At 44.4% G+C, this 24490-nt stretch carries 17 protein-coding genes and 1 pseudogene; 17 read left to right on the top strand and 1 reads right to left on the bottom strand.

What is annotated here, in order from left to right:
* Positions 1-3 precede the first annotated feature (3 nt).
* The 11 genes from H8S51_RS05470 to H8S51_RS05520 all read left to right on the top strand — a co-directional run bounded on the left by H8S51_RS05470 (position 4) and on the right by H8S51_RS05520 (position 16563).
* The gene (locus H8S51_RS05470) at positions 4-927 is read left to right on the top strand and encodes an AraC family transcriptional regulator (protein WP_015559881.1); all 924 of its coding nucleotides are present in this window, start codon (positions 4-6) and stop codon (positions 925-927) included.
* Positions 928-1041: 114 nt separating this feature from the next.
* Positions 1042-3495: a glycoside hydrolase family 2 TIM barrel-domain containing protein gene (locus H8S51_RS05475; RefSeq protein ID WP_241070917.1), complete on the top strand. Its 2454-nt coding sequence runs from the start codon at positions 1042-1044 to the stop codon at positions 3493-3495.
* Positions 3476-4840 (top strand): MATE family efflux transporter, encoded by a 1365-nt coding sequence (locus H8S51_RS05480; protein WP_241070918.1) that lies wholly within the window; start codon positions 3476-3478, stop codon positions 4838-4840. The genes H8S51_RS05475 and H8S51_RS05480 overlap by 20 nt, the downstream gene beginning before the upstream one ends.
* 81 nt (positions 4841-4921) lie before the next feature.
* Positions 4922-5953 (top strand): LacI family DNA-binding transcriptional regulator, encoded by a 1032-nt coding sequence (locus H8S51_RS05485; protein ID WP_117919812.1) that lies wholly within the window; start codon positions 4922-4924, stop codon positions 5951-5953.
* A gap of 368 nt (positions 5954-6321) precedes the next feature.
* Entirely contained in the window at positions 6322-7275 is a 954-nt protein-coding gene (locus H8S51_RS05490; protein ID WP_186899065.1) for an ABC transporter permease, read from the top strand.
* A gap of 18 nt (positions 7276-7293) precedes the next feature.
* Complete coding sequence (locus H8S51_RS05495) at positions 7294-8199, top strand: carbohydrate ABC transporter permease (protein ID WP_117919810.1); 906 nt, start codon at positions 7294-7296, stop codon at positions 8197-8199.
* Positions 8200-8303: 104 nt separating this feature from the next.
* Positions 8304-9953: an ABC transporter substrate-binding protein gene (locus H8S51_RS05500; RefSeq protein ID WP_186899064.1), complete on the top strand. Its 1650-nt coding sequence runs from the start codon at positions 8304-8306 to the stop codon at positions 9951-9953.
* A 132-nt stretch (positions 9954-10085) separates the two neighbouring features.
* Positions 10086-11831, top strand: coding sequence for a glycoside hydrolase family 35 protein (locus H8S51_RS05505; RefSeq protein ID WP_186899063.1), 1746 nt, complete (start codon positions 10086-10088; stop codon positions 11829-11831).
* A 44-nt stretch (positions 11832-11875) separates the two neighbouring features.
* Complete coding sequence (locus tag H8S51_RS05510; RefSeq protein WP_241070919.1) at positions 11876-12784, top strand: glycoside hydrolase family 43 protein; 909 nt, start codon at positions 11876-11878, stop codon at positions 12782-12784.
* 1 nt (position 12785) lies between these two features.
* Complete coding sequence (uidA, locus tag H8S51_RS05515; protein WP_186899062.1) at positions 12786-14588, top strand: beta-glucuronidase; 1803 nt, start codon at positions 12786-12788, stop codon at positions 14586-14588.
* A 43-nt stretch (positions 14589-14631) separates the two neighbouring features.
* Complete coding sequence (locus H8S51_RS05520; RefSeq protein WP_186899061.1) at positions 14632-16563, top strand: glycoside hydrolase family 127 protein; 1932 nt, start codon at positions 14632-14634, stop codon at positions 16561-16563.
* A gap of 47 nt (positions 16564-16610) precedes the next feature.
* On the opposite strand, the gene H8S51_RS05525 is transcribed toward H8S51_RS05520, so the two are convergent.
* A complete protein-coding gene (locus H8S51_RS05525) occupies positions 16611-17924 on the bottom strand; it encodes a glycoside hydrolase family 27 protein (RefSeq protein WP_186899060.1) in 1314 nt (437 codons plus the stop codon).
* A gap of 136 nt (positions 17925-18060) precedes the next feature.
* Here H8S51_RS05525 and H8S51_RS05530 point away from each other — a divergent pair, with 136 nt between their 5' ends.
* The 6 genes and pseudogenes from H8S51_RS05530 (at position 18061) to H8S51_RS05555 (ending at position 24364) form a co-directional block, all read left to right on the top strand.
* Positions 18061-18636, top strand: coding sequence for a hypothetical protein (locus tag H8S51_RS05530; RefSeq protein ID WP_186899059.1), 576 nt, complete (start codon positions 18061-18063; stop codon positions 18634-18636).
* 72 nt (positions 18637-18708) lie between these two features.
* A complete protein-coding gene (locus tag H8S51_RS05535) occupies positions 18709-19407 on the top strand; it encodes a response regulator transcription factor (RefSeq protein ID WP_117919796.1) in 699 nt (232 codons plus the stop codon).
* On the top strand, positions 19407-20930 hold the full coding sequence (locus tag H8S51_RS05540) for a sensor histidine kinase (protein ID WP_408639576.1): 1524 nt from the start codon (positions 19407-19409) through the stop codon (positions 20928-20930). Before H8S51_RS05535 ends, H8S51_RS05540 begins: the two co-directional genes overlap by 1 nt.
* 73 nt (positions 20931-21003) lie before the next feature.
* On the top strand, positions 21004-21729 hold the full coding sequence (locus tag H8S51_RS05545; RefSeq protein WP_186899058.1) for a DUF4352 domain-containing protein: 726 nt from the start codon (positions 21004-21006) through the stop codon (positions 21727-21729).
* Between the two features lie 94 nt (positions 21730-21823).
* Positions 21824-22731: pseudogene (locus H8S51_RS05550) on the top strand (chemotaxis protein).
* A 73-nt stretch (positions 22732-22804) separates the two neighbouring features.
* Positions 22805-24364, top strand: a complete 1560-nt coding sequence (locus H8S51_RS05555; RefSeq protein WP_117919788.1) for a hypothetical protein — start codon at positions 22805-22807, stop codon at positions 24362-24364.
* Positions 24365-24490: the final 126 nt, after the last annotated feature.

Genomic DNA, 24490 nt, shown 5'->3' on the forward strand with positions numbered 1-24490 from the left:
GAGATGGAATTTTACAGGATAAATGCGCAGATGCTCCCGAAGGTAAATTTTGTGGATGAGACAGAGATAAGACCGCCTTATGTCCACCGGAAACGCAGGGCGGGAGAACAGATCTTATATTTTATCCGGCACGGGGAGATGCATCTGCTTGAGGACGGAAAGCCTCTGATCTTAAAGCCGGGGGATGTCTGTCTGCTGGATAAGGATCGCACGCATGAGGGAACAAAGGCGACGACCTGCAATTATTATTATGTACATTTCATGCATGGGGAGATGGAACTGGTCGATGCAAAAGAAGAGGAAGTCGCTAGGCAGCAGTTTGAACGCCGGAGAAAGGCGATGGCAAAGGAGCCGTGTGAGCCTTATGGAAGTTATGATGAGAGTGAGATCTGGCTGCCGAAATACTGGCATATCAAAAAAGTCACCGACCAGATCCACATTGATGAGCTGATCAAGCAGGCGATCGCGGAGGATTACAGCACGTTTGAGAATCATAAGATCCTCTGTGCCTGCCGGATACAGGAGGCGTTGATCGAGATCGCGCGCTGTTTTGCGACAGCGGAACGCGAAAGGACTGCAGGCGGGTTCCCGGAAAGCTATTATAAAGTCCAGAAAATACAGGAATGGCTGAATGCGTCTTATGCGGCAGACATTTCGGGGGAGCGGTTAGAGGAGGAGTTTGACGGCAATTTTGATTACATGAACCGCATCTTTAAGCGCGTAACCGGACAGACCATTTTCCAGTATCTGACGGCAGTCCGCATGGAACATGCCAAGCGTCTGATCGCGCAGACGACGATGCATACCGGGGTGATCGGCCAGGAGGTCGGCTACCCGGATGAATATTATTTCAGCAAAGTGTTTAAGCGCAATGTCGGGATGTCACCGCGCGCCTACGCAGATTCTCTGTCAAAAAATAAATCATGAAAAGTCGCTAAAAGACAAAAAGTGTCACTATTCTCCATTGTATCATACCTCTGTTTTTTACTATGATGTGTTTAAAAGAAAACATAGACCGTAGTAAAAATGGAGGTATTTTTTATGATTATGAATAAAACAGAACTGTTATTAAGTGAGGGATGGAAGTTTCATTTTGGAGAATGTGAGGAGGCATGGTATCAGGGATATGACGATCGTGCATTTGAGCGTGTCATGCTGCCGCATGACTGGGCAGTGGCTTATCCTTTTTCAAAACAATATTCCAGCGGCACCGGATATCTCACGGGCGGGATCGGCTGGTACCGGCTGCATTTTTATCTGCCAGAGGAATATCAGGGGAAATCGATCCGTCTGGTATTTGACAGTGTGTATAAAAACAGCCAGGTGTGGGTCAACAGTTATTATCAGGGAAAACACCCGTATGGTTACACCGGATTTTCCTATGATATCTCTGGGATCGCACATTTTGGGGAGCAGGAAAATGTGGTCAGTGTGAAAGTGACGCACACGGACATTGCGGATTCGAGATGGTACACGGGAAGCGGGATCACGCGGAAAGTCACTCTTGTGGTGGAAGAACAGGTGCATCCGGCAGAATATGGCGTGACGTTTGTGACAGAGAAACTTGTGGCCGATGGTAGAGGACTTACAGCAGTGCAGGCGGCAGTCAGTATCCGTCATGAGATATGCAACCAGACGAAGGAGCAGAAAACATGTGTGGTCTGCACAAAACTGTCTGATCCGCAGGGAACACCTGTGGCAGAGTGGAAAGAACAGGTACAGATCCCGGCAGGAAATACGGTATCCTGCAGCATGCATGGCACCATCCGTGATCCGAAGTGCTGGTCGCCGGAGCACCCGGATCTCTATGGGATGGAAACCTGGTATGAGACAACAGACGAGGATGGAAAGAAAATATCTTATCTTGCAGACACACAGAAGGTCGGGATCCGTGTGGCAGAATTTGACGCGGACCGGGGATTTTTCTTAAACGGTGTGCCGATGAAGATCAAAGGTGTCTGTGTGCATCATGACGCCGGCTGTCTCGGCGCCGCGGTGACAAAGGAAGTATGGCACAGACGGCTTGCAAAATTAAAGGAATGTGGCTGTAATGCGATCCGGTGCAGCCACAACCCGCATATGCCGGAACTGTATGAGCTGTGCGATACGATGGGATTTCTTGTGATGGATGAGGCGTTTGACGAGTGGGAAAATGCAAAAAACAAATGGTCCACGGGACACAATGTTTATCCGCCAAAACACCAGGGCTATTTTGAAGATTTCCCGGAATGGCACGAAAAGGATCTGCGCGCCATGGTAAGGCGTGACCGCAATCATCCGTCCATCATTTTGTGGAGCATCGGAAATGAAATCGACTATCCGAACGATCCGTACTGTCATCCGAGTTTTATGGAGATGACCGGAAATAACGACGCGAATAAACCGGCGGCAGAACGGCAGTATGATCCGGCAAAACCGGACATGCGAAGACTGCTTCCGATCGCCGAAGAACTTTCCCGTATTGTAAAGAGTGAAGATAAGAGCCGTCCGGTCACCATGGCGCTTGCCTACCCGGAGCTGTCTGCAAAACTTGGCATATTAGAGCATCTGGATGTGGCAGGCTACAACTATAAGGAGCAGTATTACGAAGCCGACCACAGAGATTTCCCACAGATCCCGTTTTTAGGGAGTGAAAACGGACACAGCTATGAGGCATGGGATGCGGTAAAATCAAACGACTATATCAGCGGACAGTTTTTGTGGACAGGGATCGATTATTTAGGGGAGGCACATGGCTGGCCGATTCATGGATCGGGAGCCGGAATTTTGGACTGCGCCGGATTTGAAAAGGCAAGATATTTCCGCAGGAAATCGTTGTGGTGTGAAGAACCTCAGCTTTACCTTGCCACAAGACTGTGGAGTGAGGAGTCTGCCGAGTGGATTCCGTGTCAGGAAAACTGGAATTATAAAGCCGGAGAAAAAGTCATCGTAATGTGTTACTCAAATCTGCCGGAGACAGCTGTTTTTATCAATGGAAAAGAGGCTGGCAGACAGATCGGCTACAACGACGACGGTGCATATCGTTTTGAGGTACTCTGGGAGGCAGGGATCCTTGAGGCAAGCGGTTATGATGAAAACGGAAATATCATAGAACAGGAGAGACTGCTTACCACGCAGAACGCTGCTGGCATCAAGGCAGAGGTCTATCAGCCGGAGGAGATTCCTTTCCAAGAGACACAGAAAAACGGATATCTCTATCAGATCGCGCTCACACTTGTGGATCAAAACGGACAGAAGGTTGTCTGGGATGATAAAAAACTGCGTGTGGCTGTGAGCGGGGCAGGTATGTTGGCAGGGATCGAGAACGGGGATCTGTCGGATGTGACTCCATATGCGGAAAATGCGAGAAAGACAAAGGACGGAAAGCTCATGATCTATGTGAGAAGAATAAACAGGGGAAAGATCCGTGTAGAAATTTCAGAGACAGACAGCATAGCACAAAAGAACTGCATAGCAGAAAAAGGAGGAATGCATCTTGAAGTGGAAATGGATTGATGCAGACTGCACCAGTGTTACCACGGCAGAGGGAACGCTGACGCTGAAAGGATTGTTTATCCCGTTGTTTATTGAACAGCTTTTGATGAATATGACCGGTACGGTCAATACGCTGATGCTTGGGCACTATGCGGATGATGCGGTCGCGGCAGTCGGTGCGGCAAACCAGGTGATCGGATTTTTGTACACGTTTTATGCGGTATTCAGCGGCGGCGCATCGGTCGTCATCAGCCACAGACTGGGGGCGGGAGATGAAAAAAGGGCGTCGGATGCAGCGTTTACCTCCATCGTGTGCGGAGGTGCAATCAGCCTGATCTTAGGAATGATACTGGCATTTTTTGCAGGTGCAGTCATGCGTCCGATGCAGTTAGAAACATCGGTGTATGAGATGGCGGTGGTATATTTTCGCATCTGTATCGGCTTTTCCGTACTGCAGGGCATTATTTCTGCTATCTCCGCGGTACTGCGCAGTTATGGAAAACCGAAACTTGCAGTGACGGTATCTTTGTTTATGAATATCGTGAATGCAGTGTTAAATTACGTTGTGATTTTCCAGCCGGTGAAAATTGTGCCGGAGGGCGTGGAAGGTATCGCAATGGCAAACGTGGCAAGTCATGGGACGGCGCTTTTACTTGGCGTCTGGTTTCTGTTCCATTGCGGACTGCATCTTGATTTTGCATCGAAAAATTTAAAGACATTATCCTGCGTGGGTGGAATCTTAAAGATCGGACTGCCGGGAGGGATCAGTTCCCTGTCGTATTCCTTTTCACAGATCGTGTCAACATCGATCTTAGCAGTGCTTGGAACAGCGGCGCTCACCGCAAAGATCTATGTTTCATCCATCGTGTTTTATGTCTATGTGACCGGAATGTCACTCGGGCTTTCCACCGCGATCCTGATGGGATGGATGACGGGGGCAAAGGAGTATGAAAAGGCATACCGGCTGAACCAGCAGGTGTTAAAAATCGCGGTCAGCTTAAATATCGTGCTTTCGGTTCTGATCTTTCTCTGCCATAGACCGTTGATGCATTTATTTACGCAGAGTGAGGAAATCATCGGGATGACGGGAGTGATCTTTTTCATTGATATTTTCGTGGAGATCGGGCGCGCGTTCAACCATGTTGAGGACAATTCACTCCGGGGAGCGGGGGATGTGTTTTTTCCGATGGTCATCGCCGTGATCTCCTGCTGGGGCGTCAGCATTTTGTTTGCATATCTGCTTGGGATACGCCTTGGGATGGGACTGGCAGGATGCTGGATCGCGTTCATGCTCGATGAGATGTTCCGCGGAAGTATCTTTTTCATCCGTTTCCGCTCACGAAAATGGACGAAAAAAAGAATCTGACCCTATATTGACAAACCTGCAAAATCCCGATAAAATTAACTTGAAAACGTTTTCAAATATGACTTTTAAGGGGGATGGCCGATGGGCAGTGAGTTAAATATTTATAAAATTGCACAGGAAGCGGGAGTTTCACCGGCAACAGTGTCGAGAGTCATGACAAAAAATGCGAGGGTGAGCGAGGAAAAGAGAGCGCGTGTGGAAGCAGTGATCCGCAAATATGATTACAGGCCAAACGCGCTTGCGCAGGGACTGATCAAGACGAAAACGAACGTCATCGGTGTGCTTGCTGCAGATCTGGTCAATCCTTATTATTCATCCATGGTGGAAAACTGTGAGAAGGAGATCATTGCGCGCGGGTATGTGCCAATGATCTGCGGAACATTAAGCAATCCGGATCTCGAGGTAGAATATATTCAGAAAATGTTTGACATGCGTATGGATGCAATCATCATTATCGGGGGAAAATCAGACAGCCTTGTCACGGAGCCGGAATACGCAGATCTGATCAACCGTGTCGCTGAATCCATCCCGGTCATCACAACAGGAAAGGTGGAGGGCGGTGAGTGCTGCCAGGTCACGATCGACGAGGCGGAGGGCATGAACCAGAGCATGGAATGTCTGATCGGTTTAGGTCACAGGCGCATTGCACTGATCGGCGGAGTCGAGGAGATGAAATCCACTTACGATAAGCGCATCCGCTACCGCAGTCTGCTGCGAAAGAACGGTCTGACCTACCGTGAGCGCTATGTGATCAATTCCAATTATTCGATCGAGGGCGGTTATCAGGGGTTCGAGGCACTCTTTCAGGGAAATAAGACACTTCCCACGGCGGTGATCGCGATCAACGACTACAGTGCAGTGGGTGTGATGCGTTCCATCAAAGAGCATGGACTTAGGATCCCGGAGGATATTTCCCTCATCAGTTTTGATAATACGTTTATCGTAGATACCGTCATACCAAGGCTGAGCAGTATTTCCTATGATTATGAAGCATTTGGAAAGCTTTTGGTTGACACCGCATTAGATAAGATTGCCGGAAAAGAAGTACCGGAGGTACAGAAAGTAACACCGACTCTGATCATCAGAGAATCCGTAGCGGAGTTAAAACGGTAAAATCCGTTAGAATGACGGAAAAATAAAATAAATGTGAAATAAATATGTACAAAAAGTAAAATAATCTGTTGACAACTCATAATATGTATTGTAATATAACAATATGAAAAGGGTTTCAAATTAAAAAGCACTATAAAATACACAACTGGTGTAAAAGCCGGCTGCATGGATGGGGTTTACGTAGCGAAGGTGTAAGATAAGTGCGGGAAACATGCAAAAAAGAAGATATAAAGGCGTTTCTGACACTTAAGATCAAAAAATATTACACCTTATGGAAGATGGCAGACAGTTTTGTGAAAAATATAAGTGCTTTGTTTTTACAAGGTTTTGAAACCGGTTTCAAGAAAACATTGGAGAGGGGAAAATATATGAAAAAGGAGAACGGTGTTGCAAAACAGGTTGGCAAAAAACTAAACTTCTGGCAGAAACTCTGGAAGTACCGTGTACTGACACTGATGTGTGTCCCGGCAATGATTTTTTTCTTTGCATTTAACTATATGCCATTGCCAGGAATCTATGTTGCGTTTGTTAAATACAATTACCGCGATGGTATTTTTGGAAGCAAATTTGTAGGGTTACAGAATTTTGAGTTCCTCTGGGAATCAGGAAAAATTTTATCACTGACGAAAAATACAATTTTATATAATCTGGCATTTATCCTTCTTGGAAATTTACTTGCGGTCGTGGTAGCGATCCTTTTAAATGAAATGAGATGTAAATGGTTCAAGAAAGTATCACAGACGATGATGTTTCTTCCATATTTCATTTCACAGGTATTGGTCGGAGTGCTGGTATTCAACCTGTTAAACTATGATACCGGATTTGTAAATGAAATCCTCACCAAACTTGGAATGGAAAAATGGGGACCTTACAGCGATCCGCATGTATGGCCGGTACTGCTGGTTATCATTTATCTGTGGCAGCAGACAGGTTACAACTCCGTTGTATATTTCGCATCCATCTGCGGAATTGACGCAGAGATGATAGAGGCATCCAAGGTCGATGGAGCAAATGCATTTCAGAGGATCCGTTACATATTGCTCCCGAGTTTAAAACCTACCGTGATCATCCTGTTACTGTTTGCATTGGGCGGCATCGTAAAAGGTAATTTCGGATTGTTCTACAATATCATTGGTACGAACTCCTTATTATATGACACGACAGATATTATTGAGACGTTTGTTTACAGGGCTACGATGACAGATTTTAACTTCTCGACAGCGTCGGCAGTCGGTCTGTATCAGTCAGTCGTTGGTTTTGTGATCGTTATGGTCGTGAACTATATTGTTAAGAAAATTGAACCGGATTATTCCCTGTTTTAATATCTATGGAGGTCGACTATGAAGAAAAATAACAGCAATAAAGTAAAACTTGGAGCTTCTGATAAGATTGTACGGGGATTTGGATATGTAGTGATCACGATCTATGCAGTTGCGTGTGTATTCCCGTTCCTTTTGATCCTTGGCAGCTCGTTTACGGCAGAAGAAGTGATCCGTGCAGAAGGTGTACAGCTGATTCCGAAACAGTTTACACTGGCGGCTTATGAGATGGTCTGCAAGAGCGGTGGTATCTGGAAATCTTATCTGCTCACGATCATCCTGACGGTGGTCGGTACAGCGATCGGACTGACGATCATAGCAATGACAGGCTACGCATTACAGAGAAAAGATTTCCCGTTCCGCAACGGAATTTCTTTCTACATATATTTTACAAGCCTGTTTTCCGCAGGACTTGCACCGTACTATCTTCTGATGACACAGACTTACCACTTAAAGGACAGCTATTTTGCAGTTTTATTACCGCTTATGATGTCACCGTGGCTGATCATCATGATGAAAAACTTTGTGAAGGCGATCCCGCATGAGATCACAGAGTCCGGCAAGATCGACGGCGCGGGGGATATGAAGATCTTTGTTTCACTGATCCTTCCGATGTTAAAACCGGCACTTGCGACGATCGGATTATTCCTTGCACTGGGATACTGGAATGAATGGTATCAGTCATCACTTTTCTTAAGCTCGAAAGTGGATGTAAAACCGTTACAGTATACATTATATGAAGTTGTAAATAAAATGGATCAGCTCAAAAACTCCGTTGCAGGACAGTATGTATCGTTAGCAGATATCCCGACCGAGGGAATCAAGATGGCAAATGCGATCCTTGCAACCGGACCGATCATTTTCCTGTATCCATTCGTTCAGAAATATTTCATCAGCGGTATTACCGTTGGAGCCGTAAAAGGCTGATCGATACGATTATCACTCTGCATGGGGCAGAGTCATAATAAAAGCAGATTTGTCTTAGGGAAAGACAGATCTGCTGCAAAAATAAATCATATGGAGGGTATGGTATGAAGAAAAGATTTAAGAGACTTGGGGCAATGTTACTCGCAGGTACAATGTTACTTGGCGCCACAGCCTGTGGCGGAGGAAGCAATTCTTCCACAACAGGAAATGCAGCAAAATCGGAAAACAGTGCATCCACTACGGAAGCAGGGGGAACGACAAGTAGTGGTGACATTGACACATCCGAACATGTAGTGATCACTTATATGGTGACCGGTGATAAACCGGATGGACAGAAAGCAGAGCGTCTTGATGAGATGTTAGAAAAACTGAATGCGATCCTGACCGAAAAAGTAAATGCAGAACTTGAGATTTATTACATCGGATGGACCGATTATCTCTCCAACTACAACCTGACACTGGCACAGATGGATGGTTCTGTCGACCTTGTCGGAACTGCATCTGACTGGCTCGATGCCTGGCCAAACGCAAAGAACGGAGCATTCTTAGAGCTTTCCGAGGATATGTTAAAGACCTACGCACCAAAGACATGGGAGAGCGTAAGCCAGGATCACTGGGATCTGTGTAAATATAACGGCTCGATCTATCTGATCCCGGAGGATAATTACGCACAGTGGACCAATCATGGATTTATCTATCGTCTTGACTGGGCAAAAGAAGCAGGACTGACAGATGGTGTCAAGAGCTGGGAAGATCTTACAACTTACTTTAAATATGTAAAAGAAGCTTACCCGGATATCATTCCATGGGATTCTGACGGTACACAGTATGCACAGATGGCAAACGGCTGGATCACCTCCCACAGCAATTTTGTTGCAATCGACGGTATCTGCTCCGGCGCATTATGGGGCGGTACAAAAGATGACCTTTACACGATCACAACACCTGCATACACAGACACAGATATGATGGTCGAGTATGCAAAATTAATGAAAGAATGGGATAACATCGGTGTATGGAAGACAGACGTATTAAACAATACCGCTTCCTCAAACCGTGATGATTACCGTATCGGACGTGTTGCAGCAGAGCAGCACCACACACAGACCTGGACAGATCTGTGCAGTGCAACTCCGGCAAATACCATTTACCAGGATGATCCGGATGCAGAGTCAGGCTTCTTCTACTTCGGAGAAGAGACCGGAAACGTGGTAGCACTTTCCATCACACACGGTGCAATGGCAGTTTCCGCAGCAAGCAAGAACCCGGAAAGAGCACTGATGGTATATGATTTATTAAGAAATGACGAAGAATGCTACAGATTACTCTGCTATGGTATTGAAGGCGTATCTTACGAGATCAACGATGAGGGACTCCGCACAACTCCGGAAGGCTACAACTCAGACACAGACAACATCAACGGTATGACCAACTGGTGGTGGGGGCGTAACGACGATCTTGAGATCAGAGACGCTACAAGAAACTGGGATGCAATTGACAAACTTTACAGTGAGTATGATTCCTTAAAGATTGATTATCCGTATGGACAGTTTGTACCGGAAGTTGATGATATCCAGTCTAAGATCGATAACATCAACGAAGTATATACCAACTATACAAAACAGATCTCTTATGGTAAATATCAGGGAACTGCGGAGGAGATCGTTGCAGAGATGCAGTCAGCATTAAAACAGGCTGGTATTGAAGAAGTAACCGCAGCACTGCAGGAACAGTTTGATGCATTATACAAATAGGTATACAATAAAGGCATGATGTGCCGCTATTGAACAGAAGGTGTTGATTCTAAGAAATAGGGGATCAACACCTTTTGTTATAGGAAAGAACTGATACAAAAGGAACATTTTGTGAAAAAGAGGAGAGATGGCATGGGCAATTTTGAGATCACAGACAATTTTTATCTGGATGGAAAACCGTTTCAGATCATATCGGGTGCAATTCATTATTTCAGAATCGTTCCGGAATACTGGCAGGACAGACTTGAAAAATTAAAGGCAATGGGATGCAATACAGTGGAGACATATATCCCGTGGAACATGCATGAACCGAAAAAAGGGGAATTCCACTTTGAGGGGATGCTTGACATAGAACGATTTGTAAAAACGGCGCAGGAACTTGGGTTATATGTGATTTTAAGACCGTCGCCGTACATTTGTGCGGAGTGGGAATTTGGCGGACTGCCGGCGTGGCTGTTAGCGGAAGATGGAATGAAACTGCGCGTTTCCTATCCGCCGTTTTTAAAACATGTGCAGGATTACTATGATGTATTATTGAAAAAAATCGTGCCGTATCAGATCAATTACGGCGGACCGGTCATTTTGATGCAGGTCGAAAATGAATACGGATATTATGCAAACGACAGGGAATATCTGCTTGCAATGAAAGATAAAATGCAAAAAGGCGGTGTCGTTGTCCCGCTTGTCACCTCGGACGGACCGTTTGAAGAAAATTTAAACGGAGGTCATTTAGAAGGCGCGCTGCCGACCGGAAATTTTGGATCTAAGACAGAGGAGCGTTTTGAAGTCCTGAAAAAATATACGGACGGCGGGCCATTAATGTGCACGGAGTTTTGGGTAGGCTGGTTCGATCACTGGGGAAATGGCGGTCATATGACAGGCAATCTGGAGGAGAGCGTCAAGGACCTCGACAAAATGTTAGAACTCGGTCATGTCAATATTTATATGTTTGAGGGCGGTACGAATTTTGGATTTATGAATGGCTCGAACTACTATGATGAGCTGACCCCGGATGTGACATCGTATGACTATGATGCGCTATTGACGGAAGATGGACAGATCACGGAAAAATACCGCAGATACCGCGACGTCATTGCAAAATACAGAGAGATACCGGAAGTCACATTTACGACTGAGATCAAAAGGAAGGCATATGGAACACTGCAGGCAAAAGAAAAGGTAAGCCTGTTTTCGGTGCTGGATGACCTCAGTGCTCCGGTGGAGAGCAGTTTTCCGCAGAGCATGGAAAAACTGGGGCAGAATTACGGCTATATTTTATATCATTCCACATTAGATACGGAGGAGAAACTCGAAAAACTCCGCCTGTGGGAGGCAAACGACCGTGCCAATATTTTTGTGGATCAAAAACCGGTCACAACACTTTACGATCTGGAACTTTTAAAAGAAAAAGAGCTGGATGTCACGTTTGAAAGGGGAGCAGATTTTGATATCCTGATGGAAAATATGGGGCGTGTCAATTTCGGACCGCGCATGGAACACCAGAGAAAAGGCATTGGTCAGTGTGTGCAGGTCAACGGACATATGCACAACCACTGGAAACAGTACACGCTGCCGCTCGACAATATCGAAAAAGTTGACTTTTCCAAAGAATACAAAGAAGGGCTGCCGGGATTTTATCGTTTTACGGTGGATATCGACGAGACAGCAGATACATTCCTGGATTTTGAGGGATGGGGAAAGGGCTGTGTCTTTGTAAACGGATTTAATATCGGAAGATTCTGGGAGATCGGACCGCAGAAAAGACTCTATATCCCGGCGCCGCTGCTGAAAAAGGGCGAAAACGAGATCATCGTATTTGAGACAGAGGGAAAGACCCGCGATACGATCGTGTTGAAGGATGAGCCGGATATTGGCTGAGTGTCCACGAAAATAAAAATCAAGTAATATGAATGGAGCAGGGTATGGCAGGATATTTATTTGTACACTTTACCGGGGAACAGAAGGACGGCGAGCAGATCTATTTTTCCGTGAGCCGGGACGGACTGCACTGGACGGATCTAAACGATGGAAAACCGGTACTGTATTCGCATATCGGCGAGTGCGGTGTGCGCGATCCGTTTCCGGTAAAAAATCCGCTGAATGGACGTTATTATCTGATCGCAACCGATCTTCGAATCGAAAAGGGTGAGGGCTGGCAGGCAGCGCAGGAGCGCGGCAGCAGGGATATCATCATCTGGGAATCAGAAGACCTCGTGCACTGGGAAAAGGAGCGCGCCCATACAGTCGGCATCCGTGAGGCTGGCTGTGTCTGGGCGCCGGAGGCTGTGTTTGACGAGGAAGAACAGGCATTTTTAGTCTTTTTTGCATCCAAAGTAAAATGTGATGGGGAAGAGACTGCAAAACACCGCATCTATGCCGCTTATACAAAGGATTTTGTCACATTTTCGGATACATTTTTGTATATGGAACGTGAGCGGGATGTGATCGATACCACGATTTTAAGGAGTAACGGAAAATATTACCGGATCTCAAAGGATGAGACCGACAGCAGGCTGATCTTAGAGGAGTCAGACAGTCTCCGCGGGGATTTTAAGCGGATCTCCTGCCCGGTTTTTGAAAAATTAAAAGGCGTGGAAGGCCCGGAGGGCTATCTTTTGCCGGAGGGCAGGAGCTGGTGTGTGATCGCAGACCAGTTTGCCGAGGGAAAAGGGTATCTGCCGATGATCACGGAAGATCTGTCATCGGGTGATTTCACGATTTTGGAAAAAGAAAAATATGATCTTGGCAGGACGAAAAAAAGACACGGCGGGGTGTTGGAATTAAGTGACGCAGAGTATGAGAGATTAATTAAGGCAGAAATGGAGGGGTAACATGTTATATCCACAGGAAAATAAGATTCGTGGGATCATTGATTTAAACGGAGTGTGGGATTTTGCACTTGGGACAACGGAGGAACCGGGGGATGCGGTGACATTGCCGGAGCAGATGGAGCCAATCGCAGTTCCGGCATCTTACAATGATCAGAAAGATGATATTGCTTACCGGAATCATTACGGTTATGCGTATTACCGGAGAAATATTACAGTGCCTTCTTATTACAAGGGACAGAGACTGGTGCTTCGCTTTGACGCAGTAACACATTTTGCAAAAATTTATCTGAATGGGGTATTGCTCACACAGCATAAAGGAGGATTTCTTCCATTTGAAGTGGATATCACTGACAAATTATGTGCAGGGGAGAGTGCAGAACTGGTCGTTGCTGTGGATAACCGCATTAATCACAGCACACTTCCGGTTGGAAATGAGGAGGGAACCTCATTTATGGGAGCAGACAATGCAGGAGTGCCGGGAGTTGAAGCTGCAAAACGCTGGAGAAAACCACAGAATCTTCCTAATTTTGATTTCTTTAATTATGCAGGGATCAACCGTCCGGTCCGAATTTATACGACACCGAAGGCGTATATCAAAGATGTAACGCTTGTGACAGATATCCGTGGAACGGATGGCATTGTGAATTATCAGGTTAAGACTTCAGATACAGATGGACAGGAAGTTGTACTGCAGATCTTAGATGCCAATGGAAATGAAGTGGCACAGGCAAAAGGCACTTCCGGGGAGATCGTGATACCGGATGCAAAACTGTGGGAGCCATATCCGGGAACACCGTATCTGTATACGGCAGCAGTCACGTTCGGTGATGATTATTATGAGGAGCCGTTTGGCGTGCGTACGGTGCGCGTGGAGGGGACTTCGTTTCTGATCAATGGAAAACCGTTTTATTTCAAAGGGTTTGGAAAACATGAGGATTCGGCATTTCATGGACGGGGTATGGATGTCTGTCTGGATGTTAAAGATGTCAATTTGATTCACTGGCTGCATGCAAATTCTTTCCGTACCAGCCATTATCCATATGCGGAAGAAATGTACCGCCTGTGCGACCGTGAAGGAATCGTGATCATCGACGAGGTTCCGGCAGTCGGGATCGGTGCCGGAGCAGGAATCAATCCTTATGAGACATTTCCTATCCGTGAACACCATGAACAGGTCATTAAGGACATGATCGCGCGTGACAAAAACCATCCATGCGTTGTCATGTGGTCACTTGGAAATGAACCGGATACGGAAAATTTTCCGGAGTCAGCATACGAGTATTGGCATTCACTCTATGAGCTGGCACATGAGACAGACCCTTCTGACCGTCCAGTTACTTTAGTCTGCTGTCAGAACAACTATGAAAAAGATATTGTCACAAGAAGCATGGATGTCGTCTGCATTAACCGTTACTATGGATGGTACAACCTGTCCGGAGATCTTGACGCTGCCTGCTATGGATTAAATCTTGAACTCGACTTCTGGGAATCCCAGAATAAACCGGTCATGATCACCGAGTACGGCGCTGATGCCGTAGCCGGTATCCATGAGTGTGTGCCCGAGATGTTCTCGGAGGAATTTCAGGTGGAATTTTATAAGAGACAAAATGCACAGTTCGATAAGAGGAAGGTCTTTATCGGGGAGCATGTCTGGAACTTTGCGGACTTTGCGACCGTGCAGGGATGCATGAGAGTTGATGGTAATAAAAAGGGACTGTTTACGAGAGAGCGCAGACCGAAAATGGCGGCGCATTACTTTAAAGAGAGATGGGGAGAGATACCTAATTTTGAGTATAAGGGTTAGGTGGTAAAGCACAAAGCGGGAGCCACAAACTAAAGGAGAAATCATGTCAAAAAATATTCGTGAAATCAACATCAACCAGATAAAAATCCACGACCCATTCTGGTCTGCCATGCAGCACCGCATGACAGACACCGTCATTCCGTTTCAGGAGAAAGTATTAAATGATGAAGTGCCAGGCGTGGAAAAAAGCCATGCCATTGAAAATTTTCGTATTGCCGCAGGTTTAAGCGAAGGAGAATTTTATGGTATGGTCTTTCAGGACAGTGACGTCGCAAAATGGTTAGAGGGTGTCGCCTATTCGCTTGCGGTAAAGCCGGACAATGAGTTGGAAGCGCGTGCGGATGAGATCATTGACATCATCGAAAAGGCACAGCAGCCGGATGGCTATCTTGATACCTTTTTTATTGTAAAAGAACCGGAACACCGCTGGCAGAATTTGCAGGAGTGCCATGAACTGTACTGTGCCGGACATATGATGGAGGCTGGTGTCGCATACTATCAGACAACCGGAAAAGAAAAACTGCTTCATGTGGTGGAGCGTCTTGCTGACCATATCATTTCCAGATTTGGAGAGGACAAAGAGCCGGGAATACCGGGACATCAGGAAGTGGAGATCGGACTGATGAAACTATACCGTGCAACCGGAAAAGAAAAATACAAAAAGATGGCACGGTATTTTCTGGAGGAACGAGGAAAAAATCCGGATTATTTTTATGAGGAAAAGAAAAAAAGAGGCTGGCAGCATTGGGGACAGTATAGCTTAGAACCGTTAGATCAGAGATACACGCAGACGCACGCTACGATTTATGAGCAGAAAGAGGCAGTCGGACACAGTGTCCGTGCTGTTTATATGTATACGGCAATGGCTGACCTTGCCGGGGAAGATAAAGATGAGAGACTTTATGAGGCATGCCAGACTTTGTGGGATAATATCGTAAAGAAAAGAATGTATATCACCGGCGGCATCGGTTCTACAGTTGAAGGCGAGGCTTTTACGATCGATTATGACCTGCCAAACGATATGGCATATGCGGAGACCTGCGCGTCGATAGGAATGATCTTTTTTGCAAAGAGAATGTTGGAAATAAAACCCCTTGGAATTTATGCCGATATCATGGAACGGGAATTTTACAATGGAACCATCAGCGGTATCCAGTTGGATGGAAAACAGTTTTTCTATGTGAATCCGCTTGAGGTAAATCCGGGAACATCCGGCACGATCTTTGGTTATAAACATGTATTGCCGACCCGTCCGGGCTGGTATGCATGTGCATGCTGTCCGCCGAACCTGGTACGTCTTGTAACTTCACTGGGAACTTATGCATGGAGTGAGAGTGAAACGACGCTCTATTCACATCTGTTTCTGGGACAGACCGCGGATTTTGATAAAGCGGTGATTACGGTAGAAAGCAGTTATCCGTGGGAAGGAAAGGTATCCTATCAGGTAAAAGCAAAAAAAGAAAAGGCGTTTGAACTTGCAATTCATATCCCATCCCATATTCGTCCGGACACACTTGCTGTGACAGTAAACGGAGAAAAAACAGATGACATGTCTTTTGTGAAAAATGGTTATCTTTATCTGAAGAGAAACTGGGGAGAAAATGATGTGGTTGCACTTACATTTGATCTTCCGGTACGAAAAATTTATGCAAATACGAATGTGCGTGAAGATGAGGGCTGTGTCGCGTTGATGAGGGGACCGGTCGTATACTGCTTTGAAGGTGCAGACAATGGTGAGTGCATTCAGGCACTTCGTATACCAAGAGAGATCAAAGCTGAGACGGAACTTTGCAAAGAAGGTGTATTAGCGGGAAATGTGCTGATCCATCTGCCGGGATACCGGATGGAGAGCAGTGATGCGCTTTACTCCGAGGAACGCCCAAAGCGGACAGACGTAATGCTGACCGCAATTCCTTATTATGTATGGGCGAACCGGGGAGAAAATCAGATGCGCGTCTGGATGCCGGAAGAATAAATCTTTTGGCTTATCAGAGACTTATTTTACAGCATCAAAGACAAAGATCAGTTTTCTACACGAAATACCAGACATCCGTGTGCTGGCGGGGTGACAGAGATCGCACTGCCGGATACGGATGTTTTTTCTTTGCTCCAGAGTTCTGTCAGACTGGCATTTTCATGGATGCATAATTCATCACCGACACGGAGAGTTTCAATCTCACAATGGATTGTCTGTGTTTCATCTGAGAGATTAAAGAAAGCAATAAAATGTTCGCCTGTAACTGCATTATGTGCGCACCAGATGGCTTTTTCATCGTCAAGACATATCTGATGAGGTTTACAGTCCGGTGTCAGCATGGAAAGTATATCGCGGTTGGTCAAAAGTGCAAGCGTGGCATCGTCTAATTTTGTCAGTTCACAGCCAAGCATTAAAGGAGAGCCGAAAAGACACCAGAGTGTTAACATGGTATGCTGTTCATCCGGTGCAAAATTAGTGTACCATTCATGTCCGAAGCCTTTTCCAAGCCAGCCAAGCGGCAGCATATCACAGTCCGGATAGCATCCCTTTGAAACATGGTTCTGCCAGAGTTCACAGCGGTGGAACATATCTTTTAACAGATCCCATTTATCCCAGAAATCATCAGTGATACGCCACATGTTTGCGTAAGTTTCATAATGCCATGCATGTTCGATCAGTGCAGGACCCGGAGACAGGGATAAAACGATAGGTCTTCCACAGCGTGTGATCGCCTTATGCAGCATTTCTATCTCGTGGCGTGCAGAATATGGGTTTGCCGGATAAATATTGGTGTTGCAGATATCATCACATTTGATAAAATCGACACCCCAGGAAGCGTAAAGTTCCATCAGGGAATTATAGTAAGTCTGTCCTGCCGCTGTGTCACGTACTCCATACATATCCGGGTTCCATCCGCAGATGGAGGAAGGATTGGCAACCATATCAGCAGTCACATTGCTGCCTTTGATCTTACTGTGATTATGTGCGGCAGTTCTGGGAATTCCTCGCATGATGTGGATTCCAAACTTTAAACCGAGACTGTGGATATAGTCTGCAAGATGGGTAAATCCGGTGCCGTCAGCGGAAGATGGAAATCGATCCGGATCAGGCTGTAATCTGGAAAATTCGTCCATCGCGACGTCTGCAAACGGAATGTACTGGAACTGATCACGCATGGAACCGGCACCGATCGCATACCATTCGATGTCGACAACGATATATTCCCAACCAAAATCTTTTAAATGTGCAGCCATATAGTCTGCATTTGCTTTTACGGCATCTTCTGTTACCGTAGTGTCATAGTAATCATAGCTGTTCCACCCCATAGGCGGCAGCGGTGCAAAATTATTTTTGTTCATAAATACCCTCCAAAAGTGATCTCATAAGCCGATTATACTATATAGAAATTACAATACAATAACGCATTGCATTTCTTTTCACATTTTTTTATAATGATGATGGTATCAAATTAGTCAGATAATAAGAGGAATGATCATGTCCGATAAGAAAACAGTAAAAATAAATGGTTTTGTATTTACAGATGAAGCGGAAGCAGAGCAGGCAAAAAAGGAAGCGCAGGGAATCCATTATGTGGAAGAACGTGCAGATATGCATCATCCGGAAACAGTACTTGAAATCTACAATAAAATGGTAAAGCAGGAGTTGTTTGAGACAGCCGTTGGTTATACTTATCTAAAAGAACTTCAGGAATACCTGATCCAGAATCCTGCAATCAATAATGCGGATATCCTTCCAATCTATGTGACACATCCGATGTTAGAGGAGAGTCTCAAAAAGAAATTAAGGATTTCTGCAAAACATCAGTCAGATGAAAAGAAAAAACAGGGAAAAGCAGATGGGTACCGCAAAAAGTATGAGATTACATTATTTGTATCTGTGATTCTTGCAATCAGTATAATCGGCATGTTTATCATTGCATCGACGAGTGACAGCCCTACAATTTTAAATTATGAGAATAAACTGATCGATAAATATGCGGAATGGGAGCAGGAACTTGATGAGCGGGAAGCTGCCTTGAATGAACGTGAACAGATGGTGGAAGAACCATAGAAGATATCACATTTATTTCATAATTATCTGTTAAATTGTAATGTGAAAAATGGCAGGAATGGAGCATTAAGTATGGAAAAGATAAAGATATTGGTTGTGGATGATGAGAGCAGAATGAGAAAGCTGGTCCGTGACTTTTTAGTCAGGGAAGATTATGAGGTATTAGAGGCAGGAGACGGTGAGGCAGCACTGGATATTTTTTATCAGGAAAAAAATATTGCACTGATCATATTGGATGTGATGATGCCAAAAATGAATGGCTGGGACGTATGCAGGGAAATCAGGGAAACGTCAAAAGTGCCGATCATCATGCTGACAGCAAAGGGTGATGAAGAGGACGAGCTCACCGGATTTGAACTTGGTGTTGATGAATATATCTCGAAACCGTTTTCTCCGAAGATTCTTGTCGCACGTGTCGGTGCGATCTTAAGAAGAAGTGGAAAAGCACCTGAGGAGGGAAAACTTCTTTCCATCGGAGGAATCGTGATCGATCAGACAGCACATACGGTCACAGTGGATGGAAAACAGATTGAACTGAGTTTCAAGGAATTTGAACTGCTTACTTATTTTATGGAAAATGAGGGCATTGCACTCTCCAGAGAGAAAATTCTCAATCATGTCTGGAATTACGATTACTTTGGAGATGCAAGAACCATCGATACACACGTTAAAAAACTGCGTGCCAAGATCGGAGAAAAAGGTGACTATATCAAAACCATCTGGGGTATGGGGTACAAATTTGAAGCAGAAGAAAACGGCAGTGATAAATGATGAAAAAATTGATGAAAGATCGGAAAAGAAAATATTTTGGTTCACTGACACATCAGTTGATACTGATCAGTATCTGTCTGGTTACAGGAACACTTCTTTTATGCTGGTTTATTAATACCGTTTTTTTGGAGCCGTATTATGTGGTCAATAAACAAAATACACTGCTGTCCGGATTTGAGACGATCAATGAAGCGAGTGAGAACGGATCACTAGATGACAGCTCTTTTGATGTGACATTTGATAATCTCTGTGCAAATGGAAATATCACTGTCATGATCATAAGCTCTGACCGGACCATTGTACGGTCGTCCGTGAATGATACACAGAAAATGATGTTGGAATTTATGAACATTATTTTTGGGGAGAAGCAGAATGAAGTGACGGTATTGATGCAGTCTGACAATTATATTATCCAGAAACAGACAGATGCCAGATTGGATTCAGAGTATCTGGTGCTTTACGGGACACTTTCCAATGGGAATCTGATCCTGATGCGGACAGCACTTGAGAGTATCCGTGAGAGTGTCAGTCTCTCTAATACATTTTTAGCATGGGTAGGTGTCATTGCTGCGATCATCAGTGCGGTCGTCATTGTTTTCGTTTCGAGAGGCATAACAACGCCGCTTTTACGTCTGACGGATATATCGAAGCGGATGACGGAACTTGATTTTGAAGCAAAATATCAGCCTGGGAGCAGATATCACAATGAAGTGGACGAGCTTGGCGAATACATGAATGTCATGTCAACTACGTTAGAGCACACGATTTCTGAACTAAAGAGTGCAAACAATCAATTACAGATCGATATCGATAAAAAAACACAGATCGATGAAATGCGGAAAGAATTTTTATCAAATGTTTCACACGAGTTAAAAACACCGCTTGCACTGATACAGGGATACGCAGAAGGACTGAAAGAATGTATTAATGATGATGCGGAGAGCAGGGACTTTTATTGTGAAGTCATCATGGACGAAGCAGACAAGATGAATAAAATGGTCAAAAAACTGCTGACTTTAAACCAGCTTGAATTTGGTAATGAGGTCATTACCATGGAAAGGTTTGATCTGACGGAACTGATACAGGGAGTGATCAATGCGTCTGCGATCCTTTTAAATCAGAATGAGATCACATTAAACTTTTCGCAGCAGGAACCGTTATTTGCCTGGGCGGATGAATTTAAGGTGGAAGAAGTAGTGACCAACTATTTAAGCAATGCGATTCATCATGCAGAGGGTGAAAAAAGAATTGATATCCGCTGTGTAAAGAAAAATGATAAAGTCCGCGTCAGTGTTTTCAACACCGGAAAGCCGATACCGGAAGAAGATGTGGATAATATCTGGATCAAATTTTATAAGGTGGATAAAGCAAGAACCAGAGAATACGGCGGCAGCGGTATAGGTCTTTCTATTGTTCAGGCGATCATGGATTCATTCCATCAGAAGTGTGGTGTGATCAATCACGAAGACGGAGTAGAATTCTGGTTTGAATTAGAGACAAATAATGGAAATTTTTTCAGTTGATAAATGATACCAAAAATGCTAACATATGGATAGAGTATATTCTATTATTTACAGATATCATGAGAGGAATACCATGAAAAGAACAGGAATGAGATTAACGGCAGTGGCAGCAGTAACAGCATTGCTGCTTGGTGGATGTGGAGAACAGCCATACAGTTTAACAGAAGATGAAGAAGGCGTGATTGTGGATTATTCGGCACACGCTGTGGCGAAGTTTAATACGAGCCAGCCGGAAGGTCTTGCAAATGTGAGTCATGATGAGCAGGAGACGGAATCTACGGATGAACCACAGGAGACAGAAACAGAGAACAGAATTACACTGGATGCATCCGGTAATGCGTCTGCAGGTGAACAGATTGCAGAAGATGGAACAGAGCAGGCTGCAGCAGAGTCTTCCACTCTTGATGAACTGTTTGGCGAAGAAAACCTGACCATAGCATATGCCGGAGCCGAGATTGCGGCGGATTATATGGAAGGCGGATACTATTCGCTGGATGCAGAGAAAGGAAAAGTATTTGTTATTGTCAGTATTGATATTACAAATTCCGGAACAGATGAAATAGCGATCGACAATTTTGCAAAGACACCGGAGTTTTCTGTCATGGTCAATGGTCAGGAAAAAGCAGATGAGGAAAATACCATACTTCCATCTGATTTTGCATTGTATCAGGAAACAATTCCGGCTGGTGCGACAGAAAATACCGTGTTGCTGTTTCAGGTACCGGACAGTGTGACAAATATTGAAAGTCTGGATCTGTATGTAAATATCAGTGGAACAAATTATCAAATTACTTTGTAATGATATTAGTAATGTGTTATAATGACATTAATATTTATGCAATGGCAAAAGCAATGAATTGCGTAGCAAATGATACGCGGGAGGAGAGACAGGAATGGATACAAATATACTTTTAGAGTCAGGAACGAATGAGCTGGAAGTCCTGGAATTTACATTAGGAAATAATCATTATGGAATCAATGTTGCAAAGATCAGAGAGATATTGACGTATCGCCGGTAACACCGGTACCAAATTCTCATCCAAGTGTGGAAGGTATTTTCATGCCGCGTGATACAATGATTACCGTTGTTAATCTGAAAAGATGTCTGGGGATGGCAGAGAGTGGAGATGGCAAGGGACTTTTTATCATCACAAACTTCAACAAATTAAATATTGCGTTTCATGTAGATGCTGTAATTGGCATTCACCGTGTATCATGGGAGTCTATTATCAAGCCGGATTCGACGATCAATACAGAGGATAACAGTGCATCCACAGGAGTGATCAAGATGGATGACAAGCTGATCATCATCCTTGACTTTGAGAAAATCGTATCTGATATCAGTCCGGAGACAGGTCTTAAGGTATCAGATGTTGATAATATGGCAAGCCGTGAGCGCTGTGATTCACCGATCCTGATCGCTGAGGATTCGCCGCTTCTTAGCCGTCTGATCACAGACTGTCTGAAGAAGGCAGGATACACCAATCTGATCGTGACAATGAATGGCCAGGAGGCATGGGATAAGCTGACCGAATTTGAAAAGGCGGGTAATGTACGTGATAAGGTTCATTGTATTATCACTGATATCGAGATGCCGATGATGGATGGACACAGACTGACCAAACTTGTTAAGACGAACGATAATATGAAGAAGATACCGCTTATTATTTTCTCATCTTTAGTTAATGAAGAAATGAGAATCAAAGGTAAACAGTTAGGGGCAGATGCCCAGTTGACAAAACCTGAAATCGGCAATCTTGTAGAGGCTATTGATAATTTAATTGATAAAAGCATTGATTAGGTTGAAGCGAAGAAGGGGATGTGATATATTGTCACATCCCCAAATTAAGTTATAGGCTTGACGGAGGTGTCGGATGAGCGGGACAGAGGATTATCTGGATGGACTGTTAAATTCCTTATCAGAAAAAGATATGGATGCAGAGAAAGAAACCGGGAGTAAAACGATGCGGACAGAGGATGATATTATGAATGAGATGGAAAATGATTTACTTTCCAAAGAGGCGGAAGATAATTTTTTAGAACAATTTGAAAAGGAATTGGCAAATGAGAAGTCTGCACCAGAAGCGGAAACAAAAGATGATTTCTTTAACAGTTTAGATCAGATTGTAGATGGAACAGGTCAGAATAATAAAGAAGATGATTTCATGATGGATACGCTTGGAGATATTCCGGGAATTGATGATATCATGAAAAAGGAAGAACCTGCACAGACATCAGAACCGCAGACGGATGAAAAAGAAGAAAGCGGGCAGCAGGAGAATACGAAAGCACCGGAGAATCTAGGCGGACTGGGTGATCTAGACGGACTTGGAGATTTTGGAATATCGGATGATATATCGGAGGAAAGCGCTGACGTGACAGAAGGTGCACAGATGACGGATCACACAGACAAAGGCGAAAGTGATGCTTTAGGCATGGAGGATGCAGCCAGTGATGGACTAGACGATTTTGGAGATCTTGGTGAAGCGGATATATTTGGAGATGATGGAGCAGGAGAAAGTGAAAATACTTCGGACAGCATGTCAGATGTCATGCCAAATGACAGGGAAGACAAGCCGAAAAAAGAAAGTTTCCTGAAAAAATTATCACGTATTCTTTTTGGGGAAGATGATGAGGATGAGGAAGGTGATCCTGCATCGTCCGGAAAAGAAGTGATAACAGAAGAAAATGCAGGCGACATTGATCTGTCAGATCCGAATATGCAGATATTACAGGAACTTGGAGATATTCCAGGTATATCGGACGCGCCGAAGGAAGAAGAAAAATCAGATCCGGAAGAAGATAAAAAGAAGAAAAAAGAAAAAAAGAAAAAAGAGAAGAAGCCAAAGAAAGAGAAAAAACCGAAAAAGCCAAAGAAAGAAAAGAAACCGAAGCCACCAAAGGAGCCGGATCTGACACCTCCACTCCCGAAGGTACCGGTAATTCTGATCTTTGTGATGGTATTTTCATTCCTTGTTCTTGTAGTATTAGCAACTAATTTAGTGGGTTATTCCAGCAGTTTTTCAAATGCGGAAGATGCATATGCAAAGGGCAATTATGAGCAGGCATTTCAGGATGTATCTGGTCTTGAGGTAAAGGAGAAAGATCAGGATACATACAGAAAATACCGTATTCTTGCATACACGGCAGGGCAGTACAGAGCATATCAGAATCTGATGAATCAGAAAATTTATGATATGGCGTTAGATTCGCTGATCAGTACGATCGGAAGATGTGATGAATACAGCAGTGATGCCAAAGAACTTGGATGTGACAGAGAGATTTCAGACATACAGGCAAAAGCAGAGGAGGCATTGGAAGCATTTAAGATCGATGCCCAAAGAGCACTTGAAGTGTATGGCATGAAAGACCGGACTGCATATTCAAAAGAGATTTACCGGATACTGGATGATGCAGGACTTAGTGAGGAATAAAAATGATAGCGATCATAGACTATGATGCCCATTATATTTTCAAAATCCGCATAAAATAAGGCTAAATGGGCATCTGAAATAAGCCCAAAACCAGTTTTACTAATTATATACTAAATACAGTGCTTT

The organism is Roseburia rectibacter (assembly GCF_014287515.2).
Lineage (GTDB): Bacteria > Bacillota > Clostridia > Lachnospirales > Lachnospiraceae > Roseburia > Roseburia rectibacter.

Bases quoted from the DNA above. Each gene is read 5' to 3' on its own strand.
- H8S51_RS05500 (WP_186899064.1), top strand. From the start codon at position 8,304: ATGAAGAAAAGATTTAAGAGACTTGGGGCAATGTTACTCGCAGGTACA.
- H8S51_RS05525 (WP_186899060.1), bottom strand. From the start codon at position 17,924: ATGAACAAAAATAATTTTGCACCGCTGCCGCCTATGGGGTGGAACAGC.
- H8S51_RS05475 (WP_241070917.1), top strand. From the start codon at position 1,042: ATGATTATGAATAAAACAGAACTGTTATTAAGTGAGGGATGGAAGTTT.
- H8S51_RS05530 (WP_186899059.1), top strand. From the start codon at position 18,061: ATGTCCGATAAGAAAACAGTAAAAATAAATGGTTTTGTATTTACAGAT.
- H8S51_RS05510 (WP_241070919.1), top strand. From the start codon at position 11,876: ATGGCAGGATATTTATTTGTACACTTTACCGGGGAACAGAAGGACGGC.
- H8S51_RS05540 (WP_408639576.1), top strand. From the start codon at position 19,407: ATGAAAAAATTGATGAAAGATCGGAAAAGAAAATATTTTGGTTCACTG.
- H8S51_RS05485 (WP_117919812.1), top strand. From the start codon at position 4,922: ATGGGCAGTGAGTTAAATATTTATAAAATTGCACAGGAAGCGGGAGTT.
- H8S51_RS05505 (WP_186899063.1), top strand. From the start codon at position 10,086: ATGGGCAATTTTGAGATCACAGACAATTTTTATCTGGATGGAAAACCG.
- H8S51_RS05470 (WP_015559881.1), top strand. From the start codon at position 4: ATGGAATTTTACAGGATAAATGCGCAGATGCTCCCGAAGGTAAATTTT.
- H8S51_RS05520 (WP_186899061.1), top strand. From the start codon at position 14,632: ATGTCAAAAAATATTCGTGAAATCAACATCAACCAGATAAAAATCCAC.
- H8S51_RS05545 (WP_186899058.1), top strand. From the start codon at position 21,004: ATGAAAAGAACAGGAATGAGATTAACGGCAGTGGCAGCAGTAACAGCA.
- H8S51_RS05535 (WP_117919796.1), top strand. From the start codon at position 18,709: ATGGAAAAGATAAAGATATTGGTTGTGGATGATGAGAGCAGAATGAGA.
- uidA (WP_186899062.1), top strand. From the start codon at position 12,786: ATGTTATATCCACAGGAAAATAAGATTCGTGGGATCATTGATTTAAAC.
- H8S51_RS05490 (WP_186899065.1), top strand. From the start codon at position 6,322: ATGAAAAAGGAGAACGGTGTTGCAAAACAGGTTGGCAAAAAACTAAAC.
- H8S51_RS05495 (WP_117919810.1), top strand. From the start codon at position 7,294: ATGAAGAAAAATAACAGCAATAAAGTAAAACTTGGAGCTTCTGATAAG.
- H8S51_RS05555 (WP_117919788.1), top strand. From the start codon at position 22,805: ATGAGCGGGACAGAGGATTATCTGGATGGACTGTTAAATTCCTTATCA.